Here is a 13,506-nt window from a genome sequence, read left to right on the forward strand (position 1 = left end):
GTATTATCTTGCCACATTAGTTTATCAAAAATCTTATCTTTACAAGTAATAGTATCATTTTTAGAGTCTCTGTCACATCTTGTGTTTAGTGCTTCTTGCCTACTGACTGTATTTAAATCAAGATGTCCACATCCGACAAATATGAACAAAATAGTTGCAAAAAATAGTATTTTTTTAAAGTACATATTTACTCCCTTTATTTGTTTATATCACGAACACATCTAACTGCCAGCGGAGGTCTTGGATGTGAATCAATATAAGAAATCGCTTTAATAATAGTTCCATTAGGTTTTCTGGCATCTAGAGTGCTTGACCAGTATGCTTTGGTTTCGCTTAAATTTTTAAATGTATCAGCTATCATTGGATTTGATTTGCTATTGTCTACTGTGGTTTCCAACTCAATCAAAACAGGCATTCTCCAATCCTTAAAACCTGCATAATTTAATCTTTTGCAATAATTATTTGCTTCTTCTAGATTATTTGCCAAGGCTATACTTTTACCATCCTGCCACATTAAATTTGTAGTAGGATCTATGACTACATCAAGTTTGCCATCTCTATAAAATTTTGCCTGGTATGCTTTAAACCTCTTACTAACACCTTCTTCTTTTAGCTTTGCCATTCTCTCCATATCATGACGCTTTTGTATCTCTTTTTGTTTTGTTTTTTCAGTTTCAATGATTTTTCTTTGGCGTGCTTCTTCTGCATTTTTTAGTTCGCGTTGTCTTTTTGCCTCGGCTGCTTTTTCTTTGGCCTGTTTTTTTCTTTCATAACCTTCTTTTGTCATTGAAACATTATCTGCATTGACAACAATAGGCTATCGAACCCCGTCTCCAACACTAGCCTTGATCTCACCATAAGATATGTAATCATCATCTTGATAGACCACTAAAACTTTATGCTTGCCAGCCGATACATTAACAATAAGTGCCGAATTCTCTTGGGTCTGACCTTTATAAACATCGTCTATATATACTTTTCCGCCACCTTTTATAACTAGACTAGAAAGTGCTTCAGTAAGAGAACCTTTTGGTTCTTTAATTTTTGGTGCCCCAAGTGAACCAAAAACGCTAATAAGTCCACCCATAATAGCATAAGTACCATAAATAGCCATATCTGTACGCATCACTTCATTGCGATACTCCTCATCTCCTATCATCCTAAGAGAGTTATATGTTTTGCCAACAATAGCAAGTTGAGAGTTTGCCAGCATTAAACTAGGTAAAGTTATACACAAAATATAAATAAAAAATGTTTTCATTACAAAATCCTTTAAAATTCTTTGATTAACTAAAAATATATTTTAGAAAGAACCCTACTACTGCAAACGCTATAACACCGCAAGCAAATTTATAATATGACTTGTAAAAACTTATAAAATTTACAAATAAAAAACCTAGAATATACAGCAGATCTGCATTGGGGTCTTGACTTTTACGAATATATAGAAATAGCATTGCAAATAATATAATAGAAGCAGTTATAAGTATCTTATGAATTTTGCCAAAATCTTTACTAAAGATATTAAATACATGAAGAAAAGAACCGACTATAAGAGCTCCACTTATGTATCCTAATTCCAACTCTAGTTGATATTTACAAATAGCATATAAAATTAACCCAGATATGAAAAAAATCAAAGGTTTTTCAAATATTATCAAGATAGTGTCAAAAATTCCTTGAGCAGCATCTGGAAGTTTTTTACCAATTTCTAAATCAGTTTGGGTTACTTTACCAGTCCCTCCACATACAGGATAGTTTTTGTCTGCTCTTATAAATCCATATCCTTAACAATACCTACATTTTATCTCTCTAGTTAACATATAAAACCTATCTTTTTAAAATTAGTTATTCTATATAAAATCTTCTTATTCTATTTTAACTTTATATTTTATGTTTATTTTTAAATAAAAAGCCTCGCAGAGCCGAAAGGTTTAGATATTTCTAGGTCTTTGAGCAATAACTAGACAATCTTTTTATTAAAAATACCTCAAAGTTACATAAAATCATAAAATACTATTTATATAAAATAGACAAGCTTAATTATGATATATAAACTAAATTAGCAATGTAACAAATAGACCAAATTTTTACTTTTTTGATACTGCTCTTAAAAATGTTAAATTTTGCCTTTTTACAAAAGACTTAGATAAGGAATGAATACTGGTAAATTCTAAAAAATGGAGTAAATTTATAAAATCTATGTATTTTATATTACTTACACCACCACAAACATAACAATTTTCACCAAGTTTATAAGACCATATCCTTGGTAATACCTACTCTTTACTTTTATGGTTATAATAAAAAAACAAATTTTATTTAATATAATTATTCTTAGCTCAAATTTTGTTGAGATAATTTTATAAATAAAAATTTTCTTAAAAAGTTATTAACCCTGTGAAAAACTCGTGAAAAACTTCTGTTTTTTAGACAGAAGTTTTAAGCACTTAAATATTAATCAAATCTAACTCTAAAATTTAAATTGATATTAATCTAATGTGCTTCTTATAAGCTCTTCAAAGTCTTTAGCATTCATCGGCTTGCCCCAGAAATAACCTTGTATCTCATCGCAACCTAGCTCTCTTAAAATTTCAAGCTGAGTTTCATCTTCAACACCCTCAGCGATCGTCTTTAGTTCGATATTTTTAGCTAGAGTTATAACGCTTTTTACAACGTCTCTATCGATCTCATTTATAGCGATATTATCAACTAGCTCTTTTGCGATCTTTAGCCTATCTAGCGGATACTTTTTAATATAGTTCATCGATGAAAAGCCGGTGCCAAAGTCATCGATCGAGATACTCATGCCCTTATCTGAAAATTTCTTTAAGACTGTTTGCATGATCTCTTCGGCATTTACGAGGCTTGCCTCTGTAAGCTCGATATCAACGCACTTTGGATCCATACCAAATTCTTCGACATAGCCAAAGATATCCGATGCAAAATTTACATTATCAACCTGTTTTGGCGAGATGTTGATGCCAACTTTTAAGCTGATGCCATACTTTTTGTTCCAGTAGCTCATCTGCCTTATGGCCTCTTTTGCCACCCATTTTCCTATTGTATTTATGATGAAGCTTTGCTCGGCTACTGGGATAAATTTAGCTGGACTTACAAAGCCTTTTACTGGAGAGTTCCACCTTATAAGAGCCTCAGCGCCTATTATCTTTTTACCATTTAGCAGATACTGCGGCTGGAAATTTAGGCTAAATTCCTCATCAAAATTCATAGAATTTAGCAAAATTTCTATGTAGTTTTTCTCCTGAATGATCTCTTTTATATCATCATAAAAGACATATTTTGTATTGACATCTCTTTTGGCTGCATCAAGTGCCGCTCCAGCTTGCATGATAAGATCATCAGCTAAAATTTCGCTTGTTTGAGTTAAGCTAACGCCAACCTTTGCCCCAAGAGCTATCTTATAGTCGCCAACTGAGATTTGCTCGGCTATGATGTTTAGCAGATAGTATAAAAATTCTCTATAATGCCCCTCATTTTTTTGCTTTAAAACTATCATAAAGTCATCTCCGCCAAATCTTGAGATGATAGCACCTTCTGGCAAGATAGCTTTGATATTTTTAGAAAGCTTTAAAAGTACCTCATCGCCCACGTAGTGACCGTATGAGTCGTTTATAGCTTTAAAATGGTTGATGTCGATACTATAAATATCTATCCTCTCGCCAAGCGCTTTGGTTTTTATCATCTCTGAAAGCTTGCTTAAAAATGACTGTCTATTTAAAAGCCCAGTGAGCGAGTCAAATTCGCTAAGCTGCCTTAAGCGCTCATTTTTTTTTCTAAGTTCTTCTAAACTACGCATAATGTCTTCATCGATTGCTGCAATAATATATCTCTCTTTTTTTGCCAAATCTTTCATGACAATTGCGCTTTGTATAGCATATGTTAATGCTATATAAACCATTAAAATCATTAAAATAAAAATCATCCATACAGAATAAAGCCTACAAGTATTATAAATACTTAAAAAAAATATCGACACAACAAAAAAAGCTATAAATTTATATACAATAACTTTCTTATAATCTTTTCTTTGACTTCGTATCTTTTTATTTGCTTCACCTTCTTTAAGGTGCAAACATGCAACAAATATAATGAAAAAAGCAATATTAAATAAACTCTCATAATGCAATCTAGTGCCACCAAAGTGTATAAAAGCCCATGACGAATAATATATATCACAAATACATATAAAGAAAAAAGCCATTAAATACAAAATAATACTTATACGTTTTAAGATAAATGTATTTTTTCTTGAACTATTAAAATTTAATGTATAAGATATATTAAGTATAAAACATAGAATCAAAATATCTATAAGAACATAAACAAAGTTTATAGTCATGCTTTGATTAGGAATATTTTCAACTTTTCTATCAAATATTAAAAACCAAAAGAGACTAATACTTAAGAGCAATAGAGTAATTATATCAACAGCTACCTGATGCCAGACAACATTTTTTAATTTCTTAACAAAAAAGACCACAAAAGACATTAAAAATAATGAAAATGGCACAAGATATAAAACTTGTATAAGTTTTGCTTGTGAAATGTTTGCTTGTAAAAAAGCTAATTTATCATAAAAAAGCAAAAGGATGTTTGATACAGTCAAACAAGCAAATCCCAAAAAAATATATAGCCAATATGATAATAAATTTCTACTGTTTTTTAGTAAAAAGAATAAAAAAAAAGATATTACAAATTCAATGCTTATAGATAATATATCTATAGAAAACTGATCGCCCAGATAAATAGCAAAAAAATAAGCAATAATCAGTGCAAATATAAATAAAAACGAGCCATTGTGAAAATTTGTTATCCTATCAAGCACGGCCACTCTCCGCTTCTTGGGCTAGCTTTTGCCACCTTTGCCACTCGCCACTATCATCGACGTCGTTACCGATAGCCTCGTACCTAGCGTAGAAATGCTCAACAAATTTCTTGCACTCTTCATCTTTTGGCAGATAGCTTAGCTCATCTTTTTGGCAAAATTTCTCCAAAAACGTGCTCGCATCATCTTTTTTAGCGTATGTTTGCGCTAGATCGAAGTAGTTTTGTAAGCAAATTTTTTTAAATTTAGCGTAGGCTTGCTCGCTCATATCCACGCTTAGTTTGCCGTCAAATTTAAGCACTCCAGCTCTAAAAAGCAGGCTAAGATGTATGAGTCCCTCGCAGTAATAAGCCCTCACCTCATCGACCTTTCGCCACGCGATAAGCCCAACCGCACGGGCTATTAGCTCGTGAAAGACGGCCATTTTATACTCCGCCTCTTCGTGCAAGAAGAAATTTACCAGCCCACCAGTCGTCGCCTTGTACTCTTCGATAAATTTAAAGACGCCACTTTTATTCATGCTCATCTCAGTATCAAGCCCGATAAAGAGGATGTGTCCAAACTCATGGCCGATAGTTGAAATTTCATATACTTTTTTCCAAATTTTTGGCTTTAAAAATAAAATCTCTCTACCAAAATCCAAAAATTCCTTGCTAAAAATTTCAGCTCCAAGCTTCATAAAAGGTTTTGCCTTTGCGCCTTCATAGACGTGATTTACAAAGGCAAAAATTTTCTTGCCGCATTTTGCGCTCACGCTCTCGTCATTTGGCACGACCTGGGCGCTAAAAAGCCCGTTTAGCTCTGCGCCGTAATAGATCATCGGCACACTTATATAAAGCTGCGTTCTAGCGATATTTTCGCTAACTGCCTTGTTTGTCGAGGCGTTGTCAAATTTGATCTTTTCGCAAACGCTTTTATAAGTTTTTGTCACTTTTTCTTTAAATTTAAGCTCATCTATGCCCTCGCTATCAACAAGCCTGATGTCCCACTCAAGCGCTACTGCGTGCATATAGGCATCCTCGTAGTACTCCAGCGGATGGCCTGGCTGAAGCGCGCCTTTTACATCCATCCACGCTATCTCAGCCTCTTGCCAAGCATTTATCACTTTAGCATTGTCCTCTTCGCAAAAGGCAATTTGTAGCTTTTCAAGGTATTTTACATAAGATTTTTGCTCGTCATTTTGAGCTAAATTTCTTAAAATTTCAAGATTTTTTGCAAAGACTTTTTTAAGCTCTCTAACCTCATCTTTAAAGGCAAGCGCGTAAGGCAAAAAGCTAAATTTCTCGCCCTCTTTACAAACTGCGCCGTAAGTTCTATCAGCCCTTACACCATTACTATCACACTGAAATAAGCCGTTTTTAGTGATAAACTCATTTGCCTCGCCTAAATCTTTAAATTTAGCTTCAAACTCTTTATTTGTGGTGTCTATTATCTTATCTTGCCATGAAATTTGCCACGCATTTAGACTAAGCCCGAGCTCGTGCATAGCCTCAACAAAAGCTTGAAAAAACGGGTCTAAAATTTGCTCATCTTTTGCTTTTTTTATAAGCTCGGCATGCAGATTTTCATATAAATTTCTAACGTAGCCATAGATCAAATTTAGCACGCGTTTTTGCTCGTCCTCTCCTAAATTTAGCTTTTTTAGCTCATTTTGAAGTGGATCAACTTTAAGATCAACTATCCTTCTAGCAAGGGCTAGTTTTTGGCTCGGCGTGCCATCAAGGCCGCAAATTTTCACAGCATCAGCTATGATCTTGTCATCTAAATTTTTATAAATCGCGTTTAGCTTGGATTTTTGCTCTTTTGTAAGTTCGTTTAATCTTTTAAAATCATTCATCTTTTCATCCCTTAAAGTTGCAGGATTTTAGCATAAAGCCTTAAAATTTGCTACAATTTGCCAAAAATTTAAGATCTAAAAGGCAAAAAAATGGATATTTTAAAGGATTTTGGCGAGCCACGCATAAAGCAAGTGATGCTACCAAAAGATACAAATTCAGCTGGAAATATTTTTGGTGGCTGGATAATGAGTCAGATCGACCTTGCAGGTGCCCAGGCTGCTAGAGAAATTTCGCCTGAGCGAGTTGTGACAATTTCGATGAAAGAGATCATATTCAAACAACCAGTCTTTGTTGGCGACGTGCTAAGCTGCTATGCAAAGATCATCGCAGTTGGCAAAACATCGATAACAACGCAGATAGAAGTGACTGCACTTAGGCTAAATGACGGCGGTTTTAGAGAGACTATACACGTCACAAGTGCCATCGCGACTTATGTTAGTGTGACAAAAGATGGGCACAAAAAACCGATAGATGAGAAGATAAAAGAGCTTCACGGTTTTTAAATTTGGTTGCAGTTTATGCAACCAAGCCTTAAATTTATTACTATCCTTAAAAAAATTTAAAAGAATATCAAATTCAACTGATTTAAATACTTTCTAAGATACAATCCCAACTCTATTTTTAGGAGAGTTATGAAAAAATCACGCTTAGGTCTTCTTCAAACAAAAATTTTAGAAATTCTAACTCCAAGCGAGCTAGAGAAATTTGAGTTTAAAGAGCTGCCAAAAACAAGCACGATCTACACCGAAGATATCGAGATCATCGTTCTAAAAAGCGGCTCTGCGAAGCTCTCATTTTTTGAAGATGGCGAGGAATTTATCCTTTATCATTTAGAAAAAAACAACATCGCCATACTTGATGACAACTGCGCATTTGAAGTGCTTGAAGATGCCCAAATTTACGTCATTAGACTGGATAAAATAGGTGAAATTTTACATAATCAAAAAGCTGCAAGCGAGATACTAACAACCACCCTAAACACCATCATCGTGCAGCGCCAAATCACAAAGTCGATACTTTTTGAGGATGCAAAGGGCAGGATCGCAAATTTCTTAATCGAGCTTGCAAACGAGCAAGATCTAAAGCAAAATGGCTACCACTACGTATTTTTGCCATTTTCTCTAAAAGTGCTCTCAAGCTTTGTTGGTCTCAAGCGCCAAAGCGCCTCAACAGCCTTTAATGAGCTAATAAAAGACGATGTCATCAGAAAGATCACACCGCATGAATTTCTCATCATCGACCACGAAAAACTTGAAAGTTATACAAACTAAATTTACTCTGGATCATCGCTAAAATCGTTATCCCTAAAGATCACATAAAAATTTATGAGCCAAAAAACAAAAGCGATTGCTATTAGCATTGCGGGCAAATGAATATAAAAGCCACTCCAAAAATAAGCCAAAATGCCTCTACTAACGCCAGCTAAAATGACTAAAATAAATGCAATTTTGCTAAGGCGCAAAAACTCAAGCTCTTGTCCGCTATGACGAAGCCCCGCGATATTAAAAATAAGCATAACGCTAAAAATAACAGCATTTATGGCTATTAAGTGCATAAAATTTACTTCAAAACCTAAATTTAAAAGCCCACTTGCTCCGATGCCTAAAAATCCAACCGCTAAAAATATCTGCATAAAGTAATAGTAAATCACAAAATTATGCCTCAAAAGTTGCTTATAGTGCCACTCTTTAAGCTTTGCAAGCACCGCGCTTCCGCAAGCTATCGCAGCATAATAGACACCTAAGCTTCCTTCAAAAAATATATTTAAAAGCAAAAAGGCGCAAACGCAGCAAATAGCGATATTTTTATAGATAAAATTTGGCACAAAAAGAGCTTCATCCATGCCTTTTTCTCTCTTTAACGCTTCTTTTCCAAGTACGACACTAACGCGGTATGAGATGAGTAAGATAGCGATCACGTGGATAAAAACTTGTAAATTTAGAAATTTTTCGTTGCCACTTATTAGATAATAAATTTCAAAGCCTAAAATGCCAAACAAAAAGCCAAGTACGCCAAATTGATCAAGATTTTTATCTCGCCAGATCATATAAAGACAAAGCATAACTAAATATGCCCAAAAAAGTGTGATAAAAAAATGTGCTAAAAATAAGCTAAAAAGTGCTGCTATAAAGCTAGTTGTAAATAGTGAAAATAAAATGCAAGCATGGACTTTTAGTGATGAGCTGAAATTTGTCCAGTCGGTTAGTCCAGTGAGTAAAAAACCAGCATAAGCAAGTGCCAAAAAAAGGTGTAAAAATATAAATTTATGCAAACTCACAAAATCAGTTGGTGTAAAAAATATAGTAGCCCCCAGCACAGCACAGGCGGCACTCGTGAGAAAAAATATTCTCATAGGATATGTAAAAAAGTTGTTAATCATAATAAATTTGCCCTTTAAAATTTTCATCTATTGTTTTGCTAATAAATGCAAAATCACGGTCTTTAAAAGCCTCGTCTAAAACAAGCTCTTTTTGCATGATCGCGCCTTTATTTGTGAGAAAATAAATTCTATTTGACATCTTTACGGCCTCCATCCTGTCGTGTGTGACGAGTATTATGCTCATGCCCTCGCTCACTCTTTGGCTAACGATATCGATCAAAATTTCTTTCATATCATAATCAAGCCCCGAAAATGGCTCATCCATTAAAAGAAGGTCAGGTTTTGTCACAACTGCTCTTACAAAAGCAACCCTTTGGCGCATACCGCCGCTTAGTTCATTTGGATATTTTAGTGCGTCTTTTTGACTAAGGCCAACCTTAGCAAAAAGCTTTAAAACGCTGTTTTGATCAGCTTTATCCATAACCAAAAGCACATTTTCAAGAGCATTTTTCCATGTAAGTAGACGATTTTCTTGAAAAAAATATGTCATTTTTTTAAATTTATTAAAAATTTCCCCTTTTCTAGGCTCATTTAGTCCGCTAATAAGGCGCAAAATGGTAGTTTTCCCACATCCAGAAGGCCCAAAAAGCGTCACCACTTCGCCTTTTTCTACCTTTAAATTAAAATTTCTTACGACCTTATCTCTTAAAATTTCATACTCTACATTTTTAAGCTCAAGCATCATCTCCTCCAAGGCATCAGAGCTATTTTTAATGGCTCGATGATGAGGTACTCAAAAAGCATGATAAGAGCGATACTTAAAAGAACATACGCCATTACCTCGGTTGTTTCAAGCATCGCCCTTGCATTTGCTATCTTTGCTCCCATGCCGTTATTTGCACCTAGTAGTTCAGCCATTATGACTATCTTTACACCCATTGCAACAGCTACACTAACAGAGCTTATGATATAGCTCGTAAGATGTGGGATATAGAGGTGTTTTATCTTTTTTAAAAATCCTAAATGATAGGCATCAAACATCTCTTTTAGCTCCTCATCTACGCTACTCATAGCAACTGCTGAGCTTGCAAAAGTAAGCGGTAAAACGGTTATAAAGATAGTAAAAACGGTGCTAAAATTTCCAAATCCAAACCAAAAAATAGCAAGCACTATCCAAATAATTGGTGGCATTGATAAAAGCAAGGTAATAACAGGCTTTAAAAAGGCTGCAAAACTTTTAAAACTACCTGCTATTAGCCCTAAAAATATACCAAAAAATGTTGCCGAGCAAACTCCGATCAGTGATCTGCAAAGCGTTATATTTATCTCGCTGTTTTTATAATCTTTTAAAATTTCACAGGCTTTTAAAAATACATCTTTTGGTGGTGGAAGTAGGAGTGGGGAGCTAAACTCGCTTCCCACTTGCCAAATGGCTAAGATCAAAAAAACTACGGCAAATCCGCTAAATCCGCCCCAAAAATAGTCAATCATTTTTAAAAAGGCTGAGCGATCTTTTTTGACGCCGTCGATTAGTATCATAAAAATAGACCTTTATCTGGCATCTTACCGCCTAGAAATTTTGGATTAAACTGATAAATTTCTTCAAAAAATGCCATGATTTCACTTTGTAGTTCATTTGCTTTTGTCACTGTTAGATTTGCCTTGTCAAAGGCATTTGCAAGTGCTACTTCTGGAGCTGGCAAGTAGCTTGAGCCTATCTTTGCTGCACTTTGTTTGTTTTCAAGTATCCATGAAAGTGCATTTTTAAGATCGCTATGAAGCGTGTCAAATAGATTTAAGTTTTTCTCGTAAAAGCCTCTTTCTACGATAATGCCAGCCATTGGGATTATCGGTTTTGTACCAAAACTCTCGCCCCAAATTTTTGGAAAATCAACTGAATAATGCACGCTAACGCCTGCTTTTTTACCACGCAAAATAGTCGCTTCGCCAAGAGGTTGTGGAACTATTAAAATGTCAAAATCTTTTTGTAAAAATAAAAGCAAAGCCTCAGGCGGCGTTGCTGTATATGTAATGTCTATCTTGCCAACATCTATGCCTCTCTTCTTGCAAAGCGCTCTTAGGACAAGATCAGGCATGTCGCCTCTAAATGGCATGATAAGCTTTTTGCCTACAAAATCCTCTAAATTTTTGATCTTTTCGTCCTTAACCATAGCGTTCATTACGCCAAGAGTCAGTAAATTTAACATCGCAAAATCAAGCCCTTGATTTCTTAAATTTGCAGCGACATTTGATGGTGACATCGTTACCTTGATATCTCCACTAGCCACGCCTGCACGAAGCTGATCTGGTGTTTTCCAGATATTTAGGCTTACATCATAAGTTTTATTTAACTCGCCTTGCAGTGCAGCAACTGCCATTATGACACTTGGGATCGCTGGCGCGCCCCACATATTAAAGCTCTCTTTTGCAAATAAATTTGGCGCAAATGCGCTAACGCCTAAAGCTGTGCTAAGTCCTAAAAATTTTCTTCTATCTAACATCTTTTTCTCCTTTAAAAACTGCTGTGAAAGCTAATGAAAAATGTCCTACCAGGGGCATGAACGACTACCGGATCAAGTGCTGCTACGTGATCACCGCTGATAAATTCTGCATAATCTTTATCAAATAAATTTGCTACGCCAAATCTTATGCCAACTTTATTTTTAAACTCTACACCACCATAAAGATCAAGCAAACCAAATCCTTTTGCGGCCTCTTTTTTGTCGATACCTAGGCCATTTTACTTGCTAAAATCGCCTCTAGTTTGCTTTGAAACTAGTCTTAGTGCGGTGCCAAGGTTATAGCTACCAAAACTTGCATAGTCTTTATAGTCAAACGCAAAATTTGCCTCGAAAGGCTTTATTTGATAAAGCGGTCTGCCGTCTGTTTTGTTTTGTCCGTAGTTGTAGTAAAGTGAGCTTTTTAAGCCAAAGTGCCTTGCAAAGCTATATTCTGTATTGAAATTTACACTATAAAGCGTTGCATCAACATTTCTTGAGATGACTGCGTTTTTATTTAGTTGCATCGGAGCTTTTGAGTGGCGTCTATCAAAAATGATCAAATTTTTAACGCTATCAGCGATGAAATGCCCGCTAAAGTTAAATGCATCTTTGTTTTGCAAAGAATTTAGGTATTCTTTATAAAACTGACTGCCAAATTTAAAGCCAAGAACTGCTCTATTGTGTCTTTCTGGCTCTAAATTTGGATTTGCTATCCAGCCTTTATCGTCTGCGCCATAAAGTGCGTTAAAACGCTCCATATTACTTGGCAAGCGAGATAAGCTCTCAAGCTTTACAAAGTAGCTATCCTTATCGTTTGGCGTAAATTTATATTTTAGGCTTGCGCTAAAAGCGTCTTTTTCGATCTTATCGCTTACGTCTTTGCCATAAATTTGACGAAGCAGTCCGCGAGTGGTGCTAATGGCTGGATTTGGTGCAAAATATTTAGTATCAAGTCCGTTAAGCTTACTTCTTTGCTCTTCATATTTTAAGGCAAGAGAAGCTTCGTTTGCTTCATTAAATTTATAAGCAAGTGTGTCAAAAAGCATAAATTTATCATTTCTAACATCAGCAAATCTGTATCCGTTAAATACCCAAGTAGAGCCACGTTTTAGGTATCTTTTGCCGTCATGTTTATCTTTTTCAAAGCCAAAACCTATTTGATTATGAAAGCTTGAAAAATCAACATCATACTTTAAATTTGCCTCAAATATATTTCTCTTTAAATCCACTTTTACATTTTGGGTGACATCTCTTAGATGAAAATTATCAGCTTTTCGCTCAACCTTTTTTAGGATAAATTCAAAATTTAGCGTATTTGAAAGATCTTCCTCGACTAATCTAATATTTAGCTTGCCGACTTTTCTTGTCGTTTTAAAGGCATCCATCACGTGCTCTGGCTGCTTATCTTTATCGATATTATCCCTTAAAAACGTAAGCCTAAGCTCGCTAAGATCATTTGGCACGAAACCTAAGATAGCACTTTGACCTTGTCTATTGTAGCCATAGTTCCATTTTTTGCCACTTCCATCTTTATAATTATTTGCTTTGGTGAAATTTGCATTTAAGATGGTGTAAAAATTTGCGCCACGATATTTAAAAAGCGATGAATTGTAAAAGCTTTTGCCATACATTCCAGCTGAGATATGAAACATATCCGCTGAGCTATCAAGCAAATTTGTCACAAACGGATATTCGCTTCTTTGAGTGCGGTCAAATTGATTTTCCACAAAGGCACTTTGCGCAACATTTGGCGTTATAATTGGCGGTGGCACAAATTCTTTAACAGGCTTTATAGTGTCTAAATTTGCTTCATTTGCTAAAAGCAGCGACGAAAAAACTATTAGGCTTAAAACTTGTCTTATAAAAAACTCCTTTTAAAATACAATTATGATTTTTCTTATTGAAATTATAAATAAAAAACTCTTATAAGATATTGATATAAATCATCATATATTTTTATAAAAATTTATTGGATATAGAATTAAGAAGCTGCTAGAA

General features: G+C 34.9%; 13 protein-coding genes. 2 read left to right on the forward strand and 11 right to left on the reverse strand.

Features of this window, described 5'->3' with window-relative positions:
- The 5 genes from CYO90_RS10350 to ciaB form a co-directional block, all read right to left on the reverse strand.
- Positions 1–185 (reverse strand): hypothetical protein (locus CYO90_RS10350; RefSeq protein WP_219809129.1); only part of this gene is annotated, 185 nt, incomplete at its 3' end.
- Between the two features lie 11 nt (positions 186–196).
- Positions 197–787, reverse strand: coding sequence for a DUF1566 domain-containing protein (locus CYO90_RS10290; RefSeq protein WP_181000243.1), 591 nt, complete (start codon positions 785–787; stop codon positions 197–199).
- A 30-nt stretch (positions 788–817) separates the two neighbouring features.
- Positions 818–1,261, reverse strand: a complete 444-nt coding sequence (locus tag CYO90_RS10295; RefSeq protein ID WP_181000244.1) for a hypothetical protein — start codon at positions 1,259–1,261, stop codon at positions 818–820.
- A gap of 1,230 nt (positions 1,262–2,491) precedes the next feature.
- The gene (locus tag CYO90_RS10605; RefSeq protein ID WP_258030719.1) at positions 2,492–3,877 is read right to left on the reverse strand and encodes a putative bifunctional diguanylate cyclase/phosphodiesterase; all 1,386 of its coding nucleotides are present in this window, start codon (positions 3,875–3,877) and stop codon (positions 2,492–2,494) included.
- A 964-nt stretch (positions 3,878–4,841) separates the two neighbouring features.
- Positions 4,842–6,686 carry an invasion protein CiaB gene (ciaB, locus tag CYO90_RS09360; protein ID WP_103579304.1) on the reverse strand — a complete coding sequence of 615 codons (1,845 nt, stop codon included), beginning with the start codon at positions 6,684–6,686 and terminating at the stop codon, positions 4,842–4,844.
- Positions 6,687–6,776: 90 nt separating this feature from the next.
- Between ciaB and CYO90_RS09365 the strand changes: the two genes are divergently transcribed.
- Both CYO90_RS09365 and CYO90_RS09370 read left to right on the forward strand, forming a co-directional pair.
- On the forward strand, positions 6,777–7,190 hold the full coding sequence (locus tag CYO90_RS09365) for an acyl-CoA thioesterase (RefSeq protein ID WP_087581367.1): 414 nt from the start codon (positions 6,777–6,779) through the stop codon (positions 7,188–7,190).
- 129 nt (positions 7,191–7,319) lie between these two features.
- Positions 7,320–7,958 (forward strand): Crp/Fnr family transcriptional regulator, encoded by a 639-nt coding sequence (locus CYO90_RS09370; protein ID WP_103579305.1) that lies wholly within the window; start codon positions 7,320–7,322, stop codon positions 7,956–7,958.
- A gap of 2 nt (positions 7,959–7,960) precedes the next feature.
- Here CYO90_RS09370 and CYO90_RS09375 read toward each other — a convergent pair whose 3' ends face one another.
- Genes CYO90_RS09375 through CYO90_RS09395 form a run of 6 tightly spaced genes read right to left on the reverse strand, consistent with a single transcriptional unit; the run spans position 7,961 to position 13,235 of the window.
- Positions 7,961–9,067, reverse strand: a complete 1,107-nt coding sequence (locus tag CYO90_RS09375) for an NnrS family protein (RefSeq protein WP_103579309.1) — start codon at positions 9,065–9,067, stop codon at positions 7,961–7,963.
- A complete protein-coding gene (locus CYO90_RS09380; RefSeq protein WP_103579306.1) occupies positions 9,060–9,749 on the reverse strand; it encodes an ABC transporter ATP-binding protein in 690 nt (229 codons plus the stop codon). Before CYO90_RS09380 ends, CYO90_RS09375 begins: the two co-directional genes overlap by 8 nt.
- A complete protein-coding gene (locus CYO90_RS09385) occupies positions 9,749–10,546 on the reverse strand; it encodes an ABC transporter permease (RefSeq protein ID WP_002941459.1) in 798 nt (265 codons plus the stop codon). The genes CYO90_RS09380 and CYO90_RS09385 overlap by 1 nt, the downstream gene beginning before the upstream one ends.
- Complete coding sequence (locus CYO90_RS09390) at positions 10,543–11,508, reverse strand: ABC transporter substrate-binding protein (protein WP_103579307.1); 966 nt, start codon at positions 11,506–11,508, stop codon at positions 10,543–10,545. Before CYO90_RS09390 ends, CYO90_RS09385 begins: the two co-directional genes overlap by 4 nt.
- 11 nt (positions 11,509–11,519) lie before the next feature.
- Positions 11,520–11,702 carry a TonB-dependent receptor gene (locus CYO90_RS10610; RefSeq protein WP_234402266.1) on the reverse strand — a complete coding sequence of 61 codons (183 nt, stop codon included), beginning with the start codon at positions 11,700–11,702 and terminating at the stop codon, positions 11,520–11,522.
- 45 nt (positions 11,703–11,747) lie between these two features.
- Positions 11,748–13,235 (reverse strand): TonB-dependent receptor, encoded by a 1,488-nt coding sequence (locus CYO90_RS09395; RefSeq protein WP_258030720.1) that lies wholly within the window; start codon positions 13,233–13,235, stop codon positions 11,748–11,750.
- Positions 13,236–13,506: the final 271 nt, after the last annotated feature.

The organism is Campylobacter concisus (assembly GCF_002913745.1).
In the GTDB taxonomy this organism is placed as follows: domain Bacteria; phylum Campylobacterota; class Campylobacteria; order Campylobacterales; family Campylobacteraceae; genus Campylobacter_A; species Campylobacter_A concisus_R.